We start from the raw sequence: 17755 nt of genomic DNA on the forward strand, positions 1-17755 counted from the left end.
GCGCAACCCGGTAACGCGTAACAGTATATCGGCCACGGTCAGACGAGCGCGTCCAGGCTTTCGGAGATCCGCAGCGTGGAACCGTTCCGGCTCTTGTGTACCTGCAGCTGCGTGCCGATCCGCTGTTTCATCTCGGCCACATGGCTGACAAGCCCCACTACCCTGCCGCCGTCGCGGAGCCCCTCAAGGGCATCCATCACCTGTTCCAGCGACTGTTCGTCCAGGCTTCCAAAACCCTCATCCACGAACAGGGTCTCGATCTCGACTCCTCCGGCCTCCTGCTGGACAACGTCCGCCAGGCCCAGGGCCAGGGAGAGCGACGCCATGAAGGATTCGCCGCCGGACAGGGTGGACGTGTCCCGGTGGTAGCCGGTCCACTGGTCCACCACTTCGAGTCCCAGCCCTGACTTCGCACCCCGGGCGGCTTTGGCGTCCGTGTGCTGGAGCAGGTAACGGCCATCGCTCATAGCCACCAGCCGTTCGGACGCGGCGAGGGCCACCTGTTCCAGCCGGGCGGCCAGCACGTAGCTGTTGAGGCTCATCCGGTAGGTGTTCTCGCCCCGGCCGGACGCGGCATCAGCCAATCCCGTGAGCATTTGTGCCTTCTCCGCAGGCTGCCGTGACGAGCAGGCCAGCGCCCCGTATTCGGCAGCAATCGACGTCAGCGAGGCCACGCAGCGGGCGGCCAGGCCAGCAGCCAAATCGGCCTCCCGGGCTTCGTTCTGGGCAGCCGCCGCTCCGGCGCGCAGTCCTGTCAGCCGTTCCTCGTCCACTTGGAAGCCCTCCGCGGCCTCAGCCAGTGCCAGCACGATGTCCTCGGACTCGAACAATCCGGCCACCCGGGCGGCCTCGTCCTGGGCAGCACGGATTGCGGCGTCCAGGGCCGCGGCCTCAGAGGCTCCAAGGAGCTGGCCGCGGACGTCGGCGACAGTGGCGAAGCCAGCTTCCGGCAGGGCACGTTCAAGGTGTTCCTGCGCTTCGCCGGCCTGCAGCAATGCAGCATCCAGGCGTGACTGGGCTTCGACCGCTTTACCCAGGACCGCCACGGCTTCCTCAAGTGCCCGCAGGCGGCGGTCCAGGCTCCGGTGGCCGCCGCGCAGGCCTGCCAAACCTTTGTCCAGGGAACCAGCCTGTTCAGCCAGCTCGGCAAGGGAAGCGGCAACCCGGGACCGGTCCGCCTCCGCTTCTGCCACGCCGGACCGGGCCTGCCCGAGGCCAGCATCCAACGCTTCGAGCCGCTGCCGCCTGCTCCGGAGTTCCTCCATTGCCTGCTCGGCATCGTTTGCGGCGGCGAGGGCAGCATCCGCTGCAGCGCGCGCTTCTGCCGCAGGGGTGTTCCCGCCTTGTCCGGCGAGAACAGCCACCGCCTGCTCAGCCTTGGCAAGTTCAGCCGTAACCGCGGCGTGCGCTGCCTCTGTGGCCTCGAAAATGCCGTGGGCTTGTTCCTCTTCCTGGGCCAGGCCCGGCCCTCCGCTGCCTGCATCTGCGGGACTGGGATGGTGCCCGCTGCCGCATACGGCACAGGGTTCTCCGTCAACCAGCTTCGCGGCCAGTTCGGATGCGGCATTGGCCAGGCGTTCCTCCCGCACGTCCAGCCAGCGGCGCTTGGCCTCCAACAGGTTTTCCCGCGAGTCTGAGTGGCGGGCTTTGACGAGGCCCAGGGCTTTGACGGCGGAACCGTGGCGCCGGACCACATCCAGCAGTTCCGCGGCGGCGGCAGCTTCCTTGCGGCGCAGCGCGGCGTCGGTGGACCGGGTTTCCAGCCGGTCCATGCCGTCCACCAGCTGTTCGCGTTCCACCAGCAGCTGCGAGACGGTGTTGCCCAGCGTCTCCATGTCCTGCTGGAGTTCCTCCTGCTTCCCGGACAGAACCCCGTGCCGCATTCGGAGGTCCCGGAGCCTGTCCTCGTCCGGCAGCCGTGCCTCGACTACCGCCAACAGCGACCGCAGCCGGCCCAGTTCTTCCGCGGCCCCTGGCACGCTGCCCTTGGCGGCAGCGCCATGTTCACCGGCTGCGGCGGTTCCGGCGGAAGTTACGGACTCCAATCCCGCACCGGCAGCTTCCGCCGCCGGTTCCAGGCTGAGCTGTGCCAGTTCCCCGCCATCGCCGGCGGCCAGCCGGAGCAGCGTCATGGCGGATTCGGCCGCGGCCGCGGCACTGCGCACCTTGGCCGATGCGGCGTCCACGGCTTGCAGCTGTCCCTGGAGGACTTCGGCCTGGCGGTGGCGCCCGAGCCGGGACAGAAGCTCCTCCAGCCGTTGGGCCCCTTCTTCCACGGCCTGCTGCCGCTCGATGGCGGCCTGGAGTTTCCGGTTCCTCCCATCCCGCGCGGCCTCCTGTTCCGCCTCGTTGCGGCGGTCCTGGCTGGCGGCCTCGGCGGCAGCGGCGCGGTCCCTGAGTTCGGCGAGGCGCAGCGCGGCGGAATCCTGCAGCCATGCGAGGCGGCGGGGGACGTCGGCGGCGGCCGGGGCGCCTTCCTCCGGGAGCTGCAGCGGAGCGGCTTCAGTTTCGGCCCGCGAGGCCAGGAGTCCGAGTTGCCCGGACAGGACCGCCACGTCCTCCCGGGCTGCAGCGGACTGCCGGGACAGTTCCTGTTCCAGGGCCTCAAACCGCTGGGTGCCGAAAAGCTTCTGCAGCAGGTCCAGGCGGTCCGAAGCCTTGGAGCGGAGGAAGGCAGCGAAGTCACCCTGGGGCAGCATCACCACGCGGGTGAACTGTTCGCGGTCCATGCCCAGCAGCGCCATGATTTCGGCACCGGCTTCATCATTGCGGGCCGACTTTTCCACCCAGGCCCCGTCCACCCGCTCCCGGAGCAGTGTTTTGGCCTGTTGAACTGTGAAGCCGTTCTTACCCCTGGCACTGGGCTTCTCCCAGGCCGGGGAGCGTGTCACCTCGAAGCGGCGGCCCTGCGCGGAAAACTCACAGGTGACGGCAGGTTCCTGCCCGGGCTCCGCGTGATCGCTGCGCAGCCGCTTGCCGTCCTGCCGGGCTCCCGGGACAGACCCGTAGAGGGCAAAGCAGATGGCGTCCAGCACACTGGTCTTTCCCGCACCTGTGGGCCCGTTCAGCAGGAAGAGACCGTGGGCGCTGAGCCGGTCAAAGTCGATGTCCTCGGTGCCTGCGAAAGGGCCGAACCCCGAGATGCGCAAATGGTGGATCCTCACCGCGATGCCTCCAGCAGCCTGATGTTTTCCAGCGCAGCGGCGAGCGCGGCCTTTTCCGCCTGGTCCGCGCTCCGACCCCTCACGTGTTCCAGGAAGCCACAGCAGACAGCCAGGTCGTCCGGTGCACCGGCAAGCCTGCTGCTGTAGCTCGCCTGCGCAGCGGCTGACGCGCCCTGGGGATCGAATGCCAGGACCAGGGTGTCCGGAAACCGGGTGCGGAGCCGTTCCATGGCACGGGCGGGACGCTGGGCGTCCGTGAGGGTGATTTGGCAATAGGCGGCTTCGGCCCAGGTGTGGGCGGGTTCCGCCAGGAGGTCCTCCAGCTCTCCCCGCAGTACGGCCAGGGCACGTGGGGCTTCCCATTGGACCGCTGACACCGAGGTGAGGCCCTCCGGACCGATGTCCACGAGCCAGGCCCCTTTCTGGTGCGTTGACTCCGAGAAGGAATAGGCCAGCGGCGAGCCTGAATACCTGACGCCTTCCGAGAGCTGCTGCCGGCCGTGCAGGTGGCCCAGCGCCGTGTAGGTGAAGCCGTCAAACAGGTCCAGCGGCACCGCGCCGACCCCACCGATGCTGAGGTCCCGCTCGCTGTCCGAACTGATGCCCCCGCTGGCGAACGTGTGGGCCAGGACCACCGAATGGACGGTGGCGGACTCCGACCTGCGTGCGATGTCCTCCCGGATCAGGCCGGTTGCTGCGCGGGTGACCTCGAAATGGCTCGCCGTTGCCACCCCGAGCTGCTCACTGACGAGCCGGGGCTCAAGCCACGGGATGCCGTAAAGCGCCAGCACGGCTTCCCCACCGGCCGCATCCCTTCCCATCGGAAGCAGGAGAGGCTGGGCCAGGTCTTCCACCCTGGTGCGCAGGTGTACTCCCCCGCGCTCCAGCAGCCGGGAGGCGAAGCCGAGCCGGATGGCGGAGTCGTGGTTGCCGCTGGTGAGGACCACTTTGGCCCCCGCGGCAGTGAGCCGGACCAGGGCGTCGTCAAGCAGGTGGACCACGTCCACGCCCGGCAGTGCGCGGTCGTAGACGTCCCCGGCAATCAGGACGACGTCAACGCCGTCCCGCTGGACCGCTGCCACCAACTGGTCGACAAAGGCGCGCTGGGCGTCCAGCATGCCGACGCCGTGGAACGAACGGCCAAGATGCCAGTCCGAGGTGTGAAGTAACCGCATATTCCTAAGCTATCGGCAGCCACTGACACTTCAGAAAAACGCCGCGGTGCAGAGTATCGGTGGAGTGTCAGGACCGTTTGCCGTCGAAGAACTCCTGGGCCTCGCTGACACGGGACTTCTCCCGCCGCCCAGCCGTGGCTGGCGTACCGGCACCGGCCCTGGGGGCCGCGGCGCCGTCGTCGTCATTGCCCAGGTTGGCCCCGTCCAGGCTGTCCGCGCCGGCACCGTCCGCATCAAGGCCGTCGGCGTCGCCGTCGCCCGCCTCCGGGGCGTCCGGGCCCCGCCGGTTCCCACCAGCCTCGTCGTCCTCGGAAGCTGCGGGCGCCGCGCCTGCAGCAGGCTCAGCGCCCGCGGTGATGCGGAATGCCAGGCCGGCGATGGCGGCCCCTGCCAGCGGCGCCACCAGGAAGACCCACAGCTGCCCCAAGGCCCAGCCGGAGCTGAAGACGGCGGAGGCCAAGGCGCGGGCGGGGTTGAAGGGCAGGTTTCCCACTGACTGGCCCACCTGGAGAAGGGCCGCGAAGGACAGTCCCACGGCAACGGCAGCCACGGTGCGGTTGCCGCCGCGGCCGGCTGCGCCGAGGAAGACTGCCACGATGATCGCGGCGCCGAGCAGTTCCAGGAGCACGACGGCGGCGAGGGGCGCCTGGATGATGGAGTGGTCAGCAAAACCTGCTGCCACGGTGTCGAAGGCCGTGCGGCTGTCCGGAATGCTGGGCAGGGTCCGGAGGATGCCGAACAGGGCGAGGGCACCCACCAGGGCGCCCACCACCTGCGCGGCGGCGTAGGCTGCGGCAGCACCGGCACGGATCCGCCCGGCGAGAAGGTGTCCCAGGGTGATGGCGGGGTTGAAGTGGCCGCCGGAGACATGTCCGAAGGCGAGCATCGCGGCGGTGGTGGCCAGCCCGGCAGCAAGCGCGGCGGGCACAGGGCTGGACTGCGGAATGCTGAACAGGGGCACACCCAGCCCGGCCACGGCCAGGAAGAGGCTGCCGAAGGCCTCGGCCACCAGGCGGGGCAGCAGGCCGCCGGGGGCGGTGTCAGTACCGCCGGGCTGCAGTGCGTCGCGGGCTGGGACGGGGGTGCTCATGGGGAAACCTTACGTGTGGGAGTCAGGTGGTTGCTGGCGGACTGGCCACGGCAACCCGAGCAGTATTCCAGCCAAGGCTGTGCGTTTGCTGGACATCAGCTGTTGACGGTGCGCCAGAGCCAGGGGTTGACCGGCGCCCGTGCGGAGGACGGTACATTGACAGCATGAGCACTGACCCCGGCATTCCCGCGCCCACCCTCAAGTCCCGGATCCACGGCTGCCTGTTGGGCGGAGCGCTGGGAGATGCGCTGGGCTACGCGGTGGAGTCTGATTCGATCGCCGAAATCCGGGAACGCTTCGGTGCCCAGGGCCTGACCGGGCTTGGGGACCTGTCCGGCCCCCGCCACTTTTCCGATGACACCCAACTGACCCTGTATACCGTTGACGGCCTGGTGGAGGCACTGGAATGGGCCAACGAGGGAGTGGGCGCGGACGTAAACGCCTGCCTTTGGCTGGCCTACCTGCGCTGGCTGGCCACCCAGGGCGAGGACGCCGGGCCGTCCGCACCGGTACCCCAGCCCCGTTGGATCGACGGCAACGAGGTGCTCCGGCAGCGGCGGCACCCGGACAAGGACTGCATCAGCGGGCTGGCCACCGGCGAAATGGGAACCAGTATCCGCCCCGTCAACCCCGGCGCAAAAGGCCCCGGTACGGTGATGCGGTCAGCCCCGTTTGGGCTGATTCCACATATCACGCCCGACGCCGTCTACAAGCTGAGTGCCGACGCCGCCGCCCTGACGCACGGGCATCCCGCGGCCCACCAAAGTGCCGGAATCTTCAGCCTTCTGATCCATCGGCTGGTGTCCGGGGAGGCGCTGCGGGACGCTGCGGCCGCAGTCGCTGCCCACGCCGGCACCCTTCCGGAGGCCGCGCCGGAACTGCCGGAGCGGCTGCAGGCCGCCATCCGCCTCGCGGAGACGCCGACTGTTGCCCCGGAGGAACTGGTGCAGGCACTGGGCGAAGGATGGCTGGCGGAGGAGGCCCTCGCCGTCGCGCTTTACGCCGTGCTTGCCACGGTTCCGGCCGGCGCTGCGGACGCGCAGCCGGACAAGCATTTCCGGGACGCCTTGGCGGTGGCCGTGAACCACAGCGGCGGCAGCGATACGCCAGGCTCGCTGGCGGGAAACATCCTGGGCGCCCTGTACGGGGAGGACTGCCTGCCCGCGGAATGGGTTGAGGTCCTCGAAGCTCCGGAGGTCATCCGGGGCATGGCAGATCAGCTGGTGAAGGTTACGACCGGCGAAGGCTGATGTTGTTGCAGGCCTCGCAGACGTCCTCCGGGATCAGTCCACGGCGCTGCAGGAACCCGAAGATGGTGCAGCCCAGGCAGAATCCTGCGAAGGCCTCCAGTGACGCCGCGACCACCAGGACGCCCAGGAGCGTCCAGGCCGCCGGTGCCGCGCCTGCAGCGAACAGGAGCAGCGCTGCGGTGGACACTGCTGCGCCGATCCCCTGTGCAAAGCGCTTGGGCGGCCCGGAAACAAGCCGCACCTTTCCCAGCCGGGGAGTGATGACCTTCACCGAGAGCAGCGCCAGGGGCGAAATCCGCGGGCCGAAAAGCAGCCGGAGCCAGAACCCGACGGCAATGGCCAGCAGCCCCCACCCGGAACCTGCCACGGCGGTGACGACGGCGAGCAGCACCACGAGCGCGGCGGTGACACGGGCAGCGTACTCATTGACGGGATTGGGAAACGCGAACAGGGAGGACATGACGCAAGAGTAGGAGGCTGCCGTCAGGCGGCCAAGCTTTGTTGCGCCGGATTACCGTGGGCGCCCCGGCCCATGCCGGGTCAGGGCGAACCGGTCAGTGCATGGGGCTCAGGCGCTGACCGCAGGTGCCAGTGCACCGTTCCAGCTATCCGCACCCGCAGCCTGCGGACTTCCGGGGACGTCCCCGCCCACCATCTGCAGGAACTCGCCCTCGGACAGCACCTCGATGGCCTGTCCCCGCTCGTGCAGTTCCAGGACGCGGCGCGCCTTTCCGGTGAGCCTGCCCGAGCGCAGGTCGGAGGCAACAAACCCGTCCCCCACCACCAGGACCGTGGTGCGGGCCGTGACCCGGCTTTCCGTCCGGGCGCCGCACCGGGCCGAGCGGAGCTTCGCCTCCGGGCGGTCGATGGAAAGTTGCCCGGTGAACACAACTGTCTGGGCGTACAGCGGGTGGCTGGCTTCGGCGTCCGCATTGGGCTCGGGGTTGGCCCCTTCCTCGGGCCAGCCGGACTCGAACCGTCGGACCAGCGCGGCGCCGTTGCCCGAAGCGCCGGCGACCGCCGCGAGGGTGGGCTTGGACAGCCCGCCCCTGGCGGGATCGAAGGCGTGCTGGCGCGGTACGGCCAGGCCCAGCGAAAGATAGAGCTCGGCGATGCTGTTGGCACCGTTGCGGGCGGCGATGTCAATGAGGATGCCGGCGCAGGCACGGGCATCCTCCGTGGCGTCGTGATGGTTCACCAGCGGGACGCCTGCTTCCTCGGCGGCAAACGGGAGCGAGTTGGAGACCAGTGAGTAGCAGCGCCGGGACAGCATGACGGTGCAGACATAGTCATAGGCGGGGCCGGGCAGGCCGGATACTTCCAGTGCCGAGCGGATCACGCCCAGGTCGAACGCGGCGTTATGGGCCGCCAGTACGTCGTCTCCGATGAAGGCACCAATTTCAGGGAACAGCTCACCGAAGCGGGGCATGCCGGCAACGTCGGCTGGAGTGATCCCGTGGATCCTGACATTGTGGTGGTCGAAGTGGTCGTACCCGGACGGTGGACGCATCAGCCAGGAGGCCTCTTCGACGATCCTGCCGCCCCTGACCTTCGTCAGCCCCACGGAGCACGGGGAGCCGCGGAAGCCGTTGGCCGTTTCGAAGTCGATCGCCGTAAAGTCCAAACCCACGGCCCCTACCTTACCGCCGCGGATGTCCCACCCGGGGAGGGACAGGCCCGTCAAGTACCCTTGAGGGGTGAACTTTCCTGTGATGAATGACCTCGCGGTGTCCATGCTGGCCGGCGCGGGACCGGTCCAGCCAAGAATGGCTTCCTTCCTGCCCGATTGGCTGAACCCCCAGGTCTTCCTGGCCGATCCGGCGCTCGCCCCCTGGGTGGTCCTGCTGGTGTGCGGAATCATCTTCGCCGAGACAGGCCTGCTGGTGGGATTCTTCCTGCCGGGCGACTCCATGCTGTTCACCGCCGGCCTGCTGGTGGCCACGGACACCATCAAGTTCAACATCTGGCTCCTGGCCCTGCTGATCGTGGTCTCGGCGATCATCGGCAACCAGACCGGCTACCTCATCGGGTCCAAGGCGGGGCCCGCCATCTTCAACAAGCCCAACTCCAAGCTGTTCAAGCGGGAGAATGTGGAGAACGCCCACGCATTCTTTGAAAAGCACGGCGGCAAGGCCCTGATCCTGGCCCGCTTCGTGCCCATCATCCGCACGTTCGTTCCCGTCATTGTCGGCGTTGCACAGATGAGCAGGCGGAAGTTCTTCCTGTACAACGTCATCGGCGCCGTGCTCTGGGGCGGCGGTGTCACGCTGCTCGGCTACCTGCTGGGCGACAAGGTGCCGTGGGTCCGCGACAACCTGGACATCATCTTCATTGCCATCGTGCTGGTCTCGGTGATTCCCATCGGCATCGAGGTCCTGCGCGGCCTGTCCGCCAAGCGCCAGGCACAGGCCTATGGCACCGACGCCGTGGACGAGTTCATTGAGGAGCACGGACCGGAAGAGGACCAGAAGACGCCCCGCAACATCCACGGCAGCCGGCCGGAGTAGCAACGCTCCACCCTCCAGTGGCAGCAAAAAAGGTGCGCACCCCATGCGGGTGCGCACCTTTTTTATTCTCCTAGCCCGCCGCTTCCAGGGCTGCCACGATCGACGGCAGCAGGGCCCGGAACGCCTTGCCGCGGTGGCTGATGGCGTTCTTTTCCTCCGCGGACAGCTCGGCGCAGCTGCGGTCCTCCCCGGCCGGCTGCAGCACCGGATCGTAGCCGAATCCGCCGGCTCCCCGCGGTTCGCGCAGGAGGATCCCCTCAAGCTGCCCGTACTCCACCACTTCCCTGCCCGGGCCGTCGCCATCGGCCGGCAGGGCGAGGGCGGCAGCGCACACGAACGCCGCCCCGCGGTGTTCGTCCGGGACATCGGACAGCTGGTTCAGCAGCAGTTCCAGGTTGGCGGCATCGTCTCCGTGCCGTCCGGCCCAGCGGGCAGAGAAGATACCCGGAGCACCGCCCATGACGTCCACGGCCAGCCCGGAGTCGTCGGCAATGGCCACCAGGCCGGTGGCACCGGCCACTGCCCGCGCCTTAAGCAGCGAGTTCTCGGCGAACGTCACGCCGGTTTCGACGACGTCCGGCGCACCCGCCGCAGCGGCGTCCACCACCTGTGTATCGACGTCGAGCCCGGGCACCTGCCCGCGCAGCAGTTCGCGGAGCTCCCGGAGTTTGCCTTTGTTGTGCGTGGCGAGCACCAGCCGGGGCGCCGCGCCGCTCACAGGGTGTCCGCCAGGGTCTCGCGCTGGATGGCGGCCAGCTGGGCCGTTCCCAGCAGCGCCAGGTCCAGCAGCTGGTTCAGCTCGTCCCGGTCGAACGGGGCACCCTCTGCGGTTCCCTGCACCTCAACGAACTTGCCCGAGCCCGTGACCACCACGTTCATGTCGGTTTCGGCCCGGACGTCCTCCACGTACGGCAGGTCCAGCATGGGGACGCCGTCGATGATGCCCACGGACACGGCCGCGATGGTATCGATGAGCGGCTGGGCATTCCGGGCGATGAGCTTGTTGTCGCGGGCAAACCGGATGGAATCGGCCAGGGCTACATACGCGCCGGTAATGGCTGCGGTGCGCGTGCCGCCGTCGGCCTGGAGGACGTCGCAGTCCAGCACGATGGTGTTCTCGCCCAGGGCCTTGGTGTCGATGATGGAGCGCAGCGAGCGTCCGATCAGCCGCGAGATCTCGTGGGTGCGGCCGCCGATCTTGCCCTTGACGGATTCGCGGTCGGACCGGGTGTTGGTGGCGCGGGGCAGCATGGCGTACTCCGCCGTGACCCAGCCGCGGCCCTCGCCTTTGAGCCAGCGCGGAACGCCGGCCGTCAGCGAGGCCGTGCACAGCACCCTGGTGTTGCCGAACTCGATCAGTGCGGATCCTTCAGCCTGGTTGGACCATCCGCGGGTGATGCTGATGGGCCGTAGCTGGTCGGGGGCACGGCCGTCGGCGCGCACAATGGGCACTGCAGTTGCTTCAGATGTCATGGCTCTAGCTTATCGAGTGCCGGTGCGGCCGGTGGCGGTGCAGTGGGTGCCGGCAAGGACAACGCCGCACAGCAACGCATGCCGGCTAGATGGTGTAGTGCACGCCTGCCACTGCCACGGCAACGTCGCCCGGGAACACCGGGCGGGCTTCGGCCATGACGGTGGTCTGGGAGGTCCACACCGGGATGTGGGTCAGCAGGAGCCGCCGTGCACCGGCAGCTGCTGCCGCTTCCCCGGCCCGTTTGCCCGTGAGGTGGACGTCTTTGATGCCGTCATCCCGGCCTTCTTCGAAGGCTGCCTCGCACAGGAACAGGTCCGCGTCCTTGGCAGCTTCCTCGAGGCCGGCGCAGGAATCGGTATCACCGGAATAGGTCAGGACGCGGGATACCGGGGCGCCGTCCTTGCCCGGTTCCACCACTTCCACCCGGAGGGCGTAGGCCTCCTCGATGGGATGGTTGACGGTGAACGGGGTGACGGTGAAGGGGCCCACAGTCACCGGCTTGCGTTCGGCCCAGTAGGTGAAGTCGAACTCCTCATGCATGCCCGGGTCCAGGTCCAGCCCGTAGGCGGTGGCCATGCGGTCCGCCGTGGCGGCGGGGCCCCACACGGGAATCCGGCCGCGGCCCCAGCCTCCGGGCTTCCAGCGGATGGCCACGTGCAGGCCGCACAGGTCCATGCAGTGGTCCGGGTGCAGGTGGGTGAGGAAGATCGCGTCGATGTCCTCCAGGTCCGTGTACCGCTGGATGGCCCCCAAGGCACCGCTGCCGAGGTCCATCACCACCTTCCAGGTCCGCTCGCCGTCAGTGGCGGTCAGGAGGTAGCACGACGCCGGCGAGCCGGGCCCGGGGAACGAGCCCGTGCACCCCACGATGGTCAGCTTCACTGGGCGGAACCCCCACCGCGGCGCGCCCCGGCGAACCCGCCGCCCACGAAGTTGGAGATCCTGGGGCGGTTGCGTGCGCTTTGCGCGGCGGCGATCATCTCAGGAGTAATGCGCGCCAGGCTCCCTGTGGGGTACTGGGCGGCCACATGGTCCACGTGCCGGACCGAGAGTACTTCCGGGCCCAGGAACCGCCGGGCGAGCGCCTCGAACTGCCCGGCGTCGCCGGTGGCTACGAAGTGGTGCTCGGGCGGGGCCTCGGAGATCCGCTGCAAATTGTGGGTGGCGAGGGCCCGGTAGACGTCTTTGGCGGTCTCTTCGGCGCTGGACACCAGCGTGACGTCGGCGCCCATGACGTAGGAGATGACGCCTGTCAGCAGCGGGTAGTGGGTGCAGCCCAGCACCACGGTGTCCACGCCGGCTGCCTTGAGCGGGGCAAGGTATTCCTCCGCGACGGCCAGCAGGCCGGGACCGGTGGTGATGCCGGCCTCCACGTAGCTGACGAACTCGGGACAGGCCGCGGAGGTGATCTCCAGGTCCGGTGCCGCGGCAAACGTATCGTCATAGGCGCGCGAACCAATGGTTGCGGAGGTCCCGATCACGCCGACCTTCCCACTGCGGGTGGCGGCAACGGCGCGCCGCACCGCGGGCTGGATGACCTCGATGACCGGGATGCCGTACTTGGCGGTGTACCGCTCACGGGCGTCCCGCAGGACAGCGGCCGACGCCGAATTGCAGGCGATGGTGAGCAGCTTGACGCCGGAGTCCACCAGTTCGTCCATTACGCCCAGGGCGTTGGCCCGCACCTCCGCGATGGGCAGCGGCCCGTATGGGCCGTGCGCGGTGTCCCCCACATAGAGAATTGACTCGTTGGGCAGTTGGTCGATGATGGACCGGGCGACGGTGAGGCCGCCAACGCCGGAGTCGAAGACGCCGATGGGCCGGGCTTCAGGGGCGGCGTCCGCCAGGTCGCTTGCGGCGGCCGCGGGCTCTGTTTCCGCCGGTGGTTCCGCGCTGGAGGCTGTTGTCATGGTTATTCGAGGATAGGTGGTCCCGGAAGCGTCAGTCATCATCTTGTGTCCGGCGACTCGTGTCTGCTGTATCACAGCGGACGGCCTCCCCCTGGCCGCCGAGGCTCACCGGCGGGATTCCATGGACTGCAGCATGGCCTGGACCAGGGACTCCTGCAGCCAGGTGGTGAAGTTGTACACCAGCGCCAGGTAGCTCTCCACGTCCTCGGCCTGGGACCAGTCCTGCATGCGGTGGACATGCTCGGCGTCGGCTTCGTCCCTGATGTCCAGCCGCTCTGCCAGCACAAGGCGCACATCGTTCAGCGCCATGGACCAGTGCTTTGCGCCCTCGGGCGTCAGCACGATCTCGTCCTTGTCCAGGTCCAGCGCCGCCGCACGCAGCGCGCCGATCTTTGTTTCCCGCAGTGAACGCTCGGTGAGTTGGCGGAACTCAAGGGACGCGCCGCCGTCGTCCTTGGCCACGTTGGGCAGCAGCCGCTTAACGGCACGGTCCGTTGGCTCGGCCACGTCCATGTCGAGTCCGATCAGCGCCGCAAGCGGGTCCTGCCCGGCGCGGTCCTCCGGCTGGAGCATGGAAATGACATCGTCAATCAGGCTGCGCAGCAGGTCCCGTTCGGCCGGTTCCAGGAAGCCGGTGATGCCTTTGAGTCCGTATTTGAATGCCTTAGCCACGCTTCCCCTTACCCTGGCCCGGACCGCCGGACTTGCCCGAATTGCCGCCGGGGCCGCCGCTGGCCTTCTCCACCGTGGCCCAGAGCCCAAAACCATGCATGGCCACGGCGTGGCGCTCCACCTGTTCCTTGCTGCCCGACGCAACGATGGACCGGCCCTTCTTGTGGACCTCCATCATCAGCTTGTTCGCCTTGGTCTCCGAGTAGCCAAAGTAGCTTTGGAACACGTAACTGACGTAGCTCATGAGATTGACGGGATCGTTCCAGATCACCAGGTTCCAGGGGATGTCCGGCGCGGTCAGGGAGTCGGTGGACTCTGCTGTGCCGGTCCGGATGCCCTCCTGTGTATCAGGGCCGGGCGCAACGCTTATGGTCATCTGTCCATTCTATGGGGCTGGCTACTAGAGTGACTGTCGTGAGCACCTCAGCCGGCTGGGACCATCCCCGCACGTCCTTTTACACCGACCACTACGAGCTGACCATGCTGCAGGCAGCCCTCCATTCGGGGGCCGCGCACCGCAGGTCGGTTTTCGAGGCGTTCGCGCGGCGGCTGCCCGACGGACGGCGCTACGGCATCGTTGCCGGCACCGGACGGCTCCTGGAGGGCATTGCGAACTTCCGCTTCGGCGAGGCCGAACTGGAGTTCCTGGAGCGCACGCACGTGGTCAACCGCGAGACGCTCGAATACCTGGCCAGCTACAAATTCTCCGGGGACATTTGGGGCTACGCCGAAGGCGACGCGTACTTCCCCAACTCCCCCATCCTGATCGTGGAGGCGTCGTTCGCGGAGGCCTGCATGCTGGAGACCTACCTGCTCTCGGTGCTCAACCACGATACCGCCATCGCCTCCGCCGCCTCGCGCATGGTGAGCGCGGCGGGCGGCCGGCCCTGCATTGAAATGGGCTCACGGCGCACCCATGAGGAAGCCGCCACAGCCTCGGCGCGGGCCGCCATCATCGCCGGCTTCGACAGCACCTCCAACCTCGAGGCGGGCATCCGCTACGGCGTGAAGACCGTGGGCACCGCCGCCCACTCCTTCACCCTGCTGCACGACACGGAGCGGGAGGCCTTCGAGGCCCAGATTGCCTCGCTGGGCGAGGGCACGTCCCTGCTGGTGGACACGTACGACGTTGAAAAGGCCGTCCGCACGGCCGTTGACCTGGCAGGGCCCCGGCTGGGCGCCGTCCGGCTGGACTCGGGCGACCTGGTGGCCCAGGCGCAATGGGTGCGCCGGCTGCTGGACGACCTCGGCAACGAGCACACGAAGATCGTGGTCACCTCCGACCTGGATGAGTACGCCATCGCAGCGTTGCAGTCAGCCCCCGTGGACTCCTATGGGGTGGGCACCTCGCTGGTGACCGGCTCGGGCGCACCCACGGCCAGCATGGTCTACAAACTGGTCAGCCGCACGGACGATGACGGCAACTTCGTGTCTGTGGCCAAGGCTGCCAAGAACAAGGCCAGCGTGGGCGGCCGCAAGTACGCGCTGCGGAAGCTGGACGAACGCGGCCGCGCCACCGCCGAGGTGGTGGGCGTGGGCCACCGGCCGGAGGACGACGGAAACGACCGGCCGCTGCTGCAGCAGTTCATGAAGAACGGCGAACTGCTTCCGGGCTGGACCGGACACGAAGGCGTGCTGCGCGCGCGGCAGCGCCATGCGGACTCCATGGCGGAACTGCCGCCCGTGGTCAACCGCCTGCAGCGCGGCGAGCCCGCAATCCCTACTCTCTACGAAGACAACTGAGGAGCACTGATGGCCCGCGCTTTGATCATCGTGGACGTCCAGAACGATTTCTGCGAGGGTGGCTCGCTCGCCGTTCCGGGCGGGGCGGCGGTGGCCGGGGCCATCAGCGAGTACCTGGACGCCCATCACCGGGAGTTCGATTACGTGGTGGCCACCCAGGACTGGCACATCGATCCCGGCAGCCACTTTTCGGAGACGCCGGATTACAAGGACAGCTGGCCGCGGCACTGCGTTGCCGGCACCCGCGGGGCTGAGCTGCACCCGGACCTGGACACCGAATATGTGGACGCGTACTTCCGGAAAGGCCAGTTCGCCGCCGCCTACTCCGGCTTCGAGGGCCTGCTGGCGCCGGAGGACGCCGTCCCCACGGGCGAACGCCAGGCCGGCGGGCTGCCCGGCGGCGATGCCCTCGAATCCGACGAGGACGCCATCGGCCTCGACGACTGGCTGCAGAGCCACGACGTGGAGGACCTGGTGGTGGTTGGCATCGCCACCGACTACTGCGTGAAGGCCACGGCACTGGATGCCGTCCAGGCAGGGTACGGCGTCACGGTGGTGCGGTCGCTGACCGCCGGGATCGCCGAGGACCTGGAAGACACCGTGGCCGAGCTGGAACTCGGCGGGGCCGATATCGCCTGAGCCGCTACTTGCGGCCGACGAACCAGTCCTGGAGCTTGCGCAGCCGGGACTTCAGCTGTTCCTCGTTGGCCTGTGCCACGGGAGGGCCGCCGCAGACGGTCCGCAGCTTGGTGTGGACTACGCCGTGGGGCGTGCCGGTCCGCGCAGACCAGGCCGCCACGTTCTTGGCCAGCTCGTTGCGCAGGTCCATCAGCATCCGGTGGTCGGGCACTGCCGGTGCGGCACTTTCAGTGGACGCGGCAGGAGCCTTCCGGTTCCGCCGGTTTAGCTGCTCGTGCTGGCGTTGGCGCAGGAGCATGCCCACCTGCTCTGCATCCAGGAGCCCGGGGATGCCCAGGAAGTCCATCTCGTCGTCGGACCCCACTTCCCCGCCGGTGCCGAACTCGCCGCCGTCGAACAGGACCCGGTCAAAGGAGGCCTGGGAGTCCAGCGCCTCGAACTTGCCCTTGGTCAGGCTGTCCGAGGCTTTCTCCTCCCGGTTGGCCTCTTCCATCAGCGAGTCTTCCGGATTGAAGAGGCCGTCGCCGTCTTCCTTTTCCGGCCGGTCCAGCGCGTGGTCCCGCTCCATCTCCATGGAGTTGGCCAGCGCCATCAGCTGCGGGACGGAAGGCAGGAAGACCGACGCCGTCTCGCCCCGTTTGCGGGCACGCACGAAGCGTCCCACGGCCTGGGCGAAGAACAGCGGGGTTGACGTGGAGGTTGCGTAAACGCCCACGGAGAGCCGGGGCACGTCAACGCCTTCGGACACCATGCGGACGGCCACCATCCAGCGCTTGTCGCCGGCCGAAAATTCCTCAATCTTGCTGGAGGCCTTGGCGTCATCGGAGAGGATGACGGTGGGTGATTCGCCGGTGATCCTCTTCAGCTGGCCGGCATAGGCGCGGGCGTCCTCGTGATCGGTGGCAATGACCAGGCCGCCGGCGTCGGGCACGGTGCGGCGGACTTCGCTGAGCCGTCTGTCGGCACCGGCCAGGACGGCAGGAATCCATTCCCCCGCCGGGTTAAGCGCCGTGCGCCAGGCGTGAGACGTGATGTCCTTCGTCACCGCAGCCTCGCCAAGCGACGCAGCCATTTCCTCGCCGGCGCTGGTACGCCAGCGCATCTGGCCGGAGTAGGCCATGAACATCACGGGTCGCACCACGTGGTCCCGGAGCGCGTTGCCGTAGCCGTAGGTGTAGTCAGCCTTGGAGCGCCGGATGCCGTCCCGGTCCTCCGCGTACTCCACGAACGGGATGGGCGAGGTGTCCGAACGGAACGGGGTACCCGTCAGGGACAGCCGGCGCACGGCGGGATCGAACGCTTCGCGCAGCCCGTCACCCCAGGAGAGCGCTTCGCCGCCATGGTGGATCTCGTCCAGGATCACCAGGGTGCGGGCAGCCTCTGTCTTGGCGCGGTGCAGCATTGGCTTGCTGGCTACCTGGGCATACGTGACGGCAACGCCGATGAAGCCACGGCCGTGCTGGCCGTCGGAGTTCTTGAAGTTGGGGTCGATGGCAATGCCCACCTTCGCGGCCGCGTCCGCCCACTGGCGCTTCAGGTGGTCCGTGGGCGCAACGATGGTCACGCGGTTCACGGCACCTGAATCGATCAGGGTGGAGGCGATCCGGAGCGCAAAGGTGGTCTTACCGGCACCGGGGGTTGCCACTGCGAGGAAGTCGCGGGGGCTGTTCTTCAGGTAGAGGTCGAGGGCTTCCTGCTGCCAGGCACGGAGTTTTGGGGCGGTTCCCCAGGCTGCACGTTCCGGGTAGGCCGGAGGCAGGGTGGGACCGCCAAAGAGCGTCTCCGTCACTACTTGTTATTGCCCGAGCCGCCCGGACCCTTCCCGCCGTCGTTGCCCGGGCGGAGGCCATCATAGACCTCCTTGCACTCGGGGCAAACGGGGAATTTCTTCGGATCCCGGCCCGGGGTCCAAACCTTGCCGCACAGGGCAATGACGGGCTCCCCGGTCATGGCGGACTCCATGATCTTTTCCTTCCGCACATAGTGCGCGAAGCGCTCCCGGTCCCCCGGTTCCACTTCCTGGCGCAGTTCCTCGCGCTCAATGGTGGCCGTGGACGTTCCAGCCCCGGAAAGCTCGCGCATGGGGTCGTTTTCGAGAGGGTCCGTCATGCTAGTCATGCCATCCATCTTA

At 68.2% G+C, this 17755-nt stretch carries 17 protein-coding genes; 4 read left to right on the forward strand and 13 right to left on the reverse strand.

Annotated features, from left to right (window positions below; genetic code table 11):
• Positions 1-38: 38 nt before the first annotated feature.
• The 3 genes from ACFO0G_RS00515 to ACFO0G_RS00525 form a co-directional block, all read right to left on the reverse strand.
• Positions 39-3164 (reverse strand): AAA family ATPase, encoded by a 3126-nt coding sequence (locus ACFO0G_RS00515; protein WP_376976048.1) that lies wholly within the window; start codon positions 3162-3164, stop codon positions 39-41.
• A complete protein-coding gene (locus ACFO0G_RS00520) occupies positions 3161-4339 on the reverse strand; it encodes an exonuclease SbcCD subunit D (RefSeq protein ID WP_286397722.1) in 1179 nt (392 codons plus the stop codon). The genes ACFO0G_RS00515 and ACFO0G_RS00520 overlap by 4 nt, the downstream gene beginning before the upstream one ends.
• 67 nt (positions 4340-4406) lie before the next feature.
• Complete coding sequence (locus ACFO0G_RS00525; protein WP_286397724.1) at positions 4407-5429, reverse strand: aquaporin; 1023 nt, start codon at positions 5427-5429, stop codon at positions 4407-4409.
• 164 nt (positions 5430-5593) lie between these two features.
• Here ACFO0G_RS00525 and ACFO0G_RS00530 point away from each other — a divergent pair, with 164 nt between their 5' ends.
• A complete protein-coding gene (locus ACFO0G_RS00530; protein WP_376976049.1) occupies positions 5594-6679 on the forward strand; it encodes an ADP-ribosylglycohydrolase family protein in 1086 nt (361 codons plus the stop codon).
• Here ACFO0G_RS00530 and ACFO0G_RS00535 read toward each other — a convergent pair.
• Positions 6660-7139, reverse strand: a complete 480-nt coding sequence (locus tag ACFO0G_RS00535; protein ID WP_142133459.1) for a DUF4395 domain-containing protein — start codon at positions 7137-7139, stop codon at positions 6660-6662. The two genes, ACFO0G_RS00530 and ACFO0G_RS00535, sit on opposite strands and share 20 nt — an antisense overlap.
• Positions 7140-7247: 108 nt before the next feature.
• Positions 7248-8309 (reverse strand): 3'-5' exonuclease, encoded by a 1062-nt coding sequence (locus tag ACFO0G_RS00540; protein WP_286397729.1) that lies wholly within the window; start codon positions 8307-8309, stop codon positions 7248-7250.
• 82 nt (positions 8310-8391) lie between these two features.
• Here ACFO0G_RS00540 and ACFO0G_RS00545 point away from each other — a divergent pair, with 82 nt between their 5' ends.
• Complete coding sequence (locus ACFO0G_RS00545) at positions 8392-9186, forward strand: VTT domain-containing protein (RefSeq protein ID WP_286404468.1); 795 nt, start codon at positions 8392-8394, stop codon at positions 9184-9186.
• Between the two features lie 70 nt (positions 9187-9256).
• On the opposite strand, the gene rdgB is transcribed toward ACFO0G_RS00545, so the two are convergent.
• The 6 genes from rdgB to clpS all read right to left on the reverse strand — a co-directional run bounded on the left by rdgB (position 9257) and on the right by clpS (position 13618).
• Positions 9257-9904, reverse strand: coding sequence for an RdgB/HAM1 family non-canonical purine NTP pyrophosphatase (rdgB, locus tag ACFO0G_RS00550; RefSeq protein WP_286397732.1), 648 nt, complete (start codon positions 9902-9904; stop codon positions 9257-9259).
• On the reverse strand, positions 9901-10659 hold the full coding sequence (rph, locus tag ACFO0G_RS00555; protein ID WP_142133456.1) for a ribonuclease PH: 759 nt from the start codon (positions 10657-10659) through the stop codon (positions 9901-9903). The genes rdgB and rph overlap by 4 nt, the downstream gene beginning before the upstream one ends.
• A gap of 85 nt (positions 10660-10744) precedes the next feature.
• On the reverse strand, positions 10745-11542 hold the full coding sequence (locus tag ACFO0G_RS00560) for an MBL fold metallo-hydrolase (RefSeq protein WP_376976052.1): 798 nt from the start codon (positions 11540-11542) through the stop codon (positions 10745-10747).
• The gene (gene murI / locus ACFO0G_RS00565) at positions 11539-12609 is read right to left on the reverse strand and encodes a glutamate racemase (RefSeq protein ID WP_376976053.1); all 1071 of its coding nucleotides are present in this window, start codon (positions 12607-12609) and stop codon (positions 11539-11541) included. The genes ACFO0G_RS00560 and murI overlap by 4 nt, the downstream gene beginning before the upstream one ends.
• Before the next feature lie 66 nt (positions 12610-12675).
• The gene (locus ACFO0G_RS00570) at positions 12676-13242 is read right to left on the reverse strand and encodes a DUF2017 domain-containing protein (protein ID WP_286397739.1); all 567 of its coding nucleotides are present in this window, start codon (positions 13240-13242) and stop codon (positions 12676-12678) included.
• Positions 13235-13618: an ATP-dependent Clp protease adapter ClpS gene (gene clpS, locus ACFO0G_RS00575; protein WP_286397741.1), complete on the reverse strand. Its 384-nt coding sequence runs from the start codon at positions 13616-13618 to the stop codon at positions 13235-13237. The genes ACFO0G_RS00570 and clpS overlap by 8 nt, the downstream gene beginning before the upstream one ends.
• Before the next feature lie 38 nt (positions 13619-13656).
• Here clpS and ACFO0G_RS00580 point away from each other — a divergent pair, with 38 nt between their 5' ends.
• Both ACFO0G_RS00580 and ACFO0G_RS00585 read left to right on the forward strand, forming a co-directional pair.
• Entirely contained in the window at positions 13657-14985 is a 1329-nt protein-coding gene (locus ACFO0G_RS00580; protein ID WP_376976055.1) for a nicotinate phosphoribosyltransferase, read from the forward strand.
• Between the two features lie 9 nt (positions 14986-14994).
• The gene (locus ACFO0G_RS00585) at positions 14995-15624 is read left to right on the forward strand and encodes an isochorismatase family protein (protein ID WP_376976057.1); all 630 of its coding nucleotides are present in this window, start codon (positions 14995-14997) and stop codon (positions 15622-15624) included.
• Positions 15625-15628: 4 nt separating this feature from the next.
• On the opposite strand, the gene ACFO0G_RS00590 is transcribed toward ACFO0G_RS00585, so the two are convergent.
• Together ACFO0G_RS00590 and ACFO0G_RS00595 are read right to left on the reverse strand one after the other, a co-directional pair.
• Complete coding sequence (locus ACFO0G_RS00590; RefSeq protein ID WP_376976058.1) at positions 15629-17413, reverse strand: DEAD/DEAH box helicase; 1785 nt, start codon at positions 17411-17413, stop codon at positions 15629-15631.
• Positions 17413-17751, reverse strand: coding sequence for a DUF3039 domain-containing protein (locus ACFO0G_RS00595; RefSeq protein WP_142133448.1), 339 nt, complete (start codon positions 17749-17751; stop codon positions 17413-17415). Before ACFO0G_RS00595 ends, ACFO0G_RS00590 begins: the two co-directional genes overlap by 1 nt.
• Positions 17752-17755: the final 4 nt, after the last annotated feature.

The sequence above is a fragment of the Arthrobacter sedimenti genome (assembly GCF_042652025.1).
Classification (GTDB): Bacteria; Actinomycetota; Actinomycetes; order Actinomycetales; family Micrococcaceae; genus Arthrobacter; species Arthrobacter sedimenti.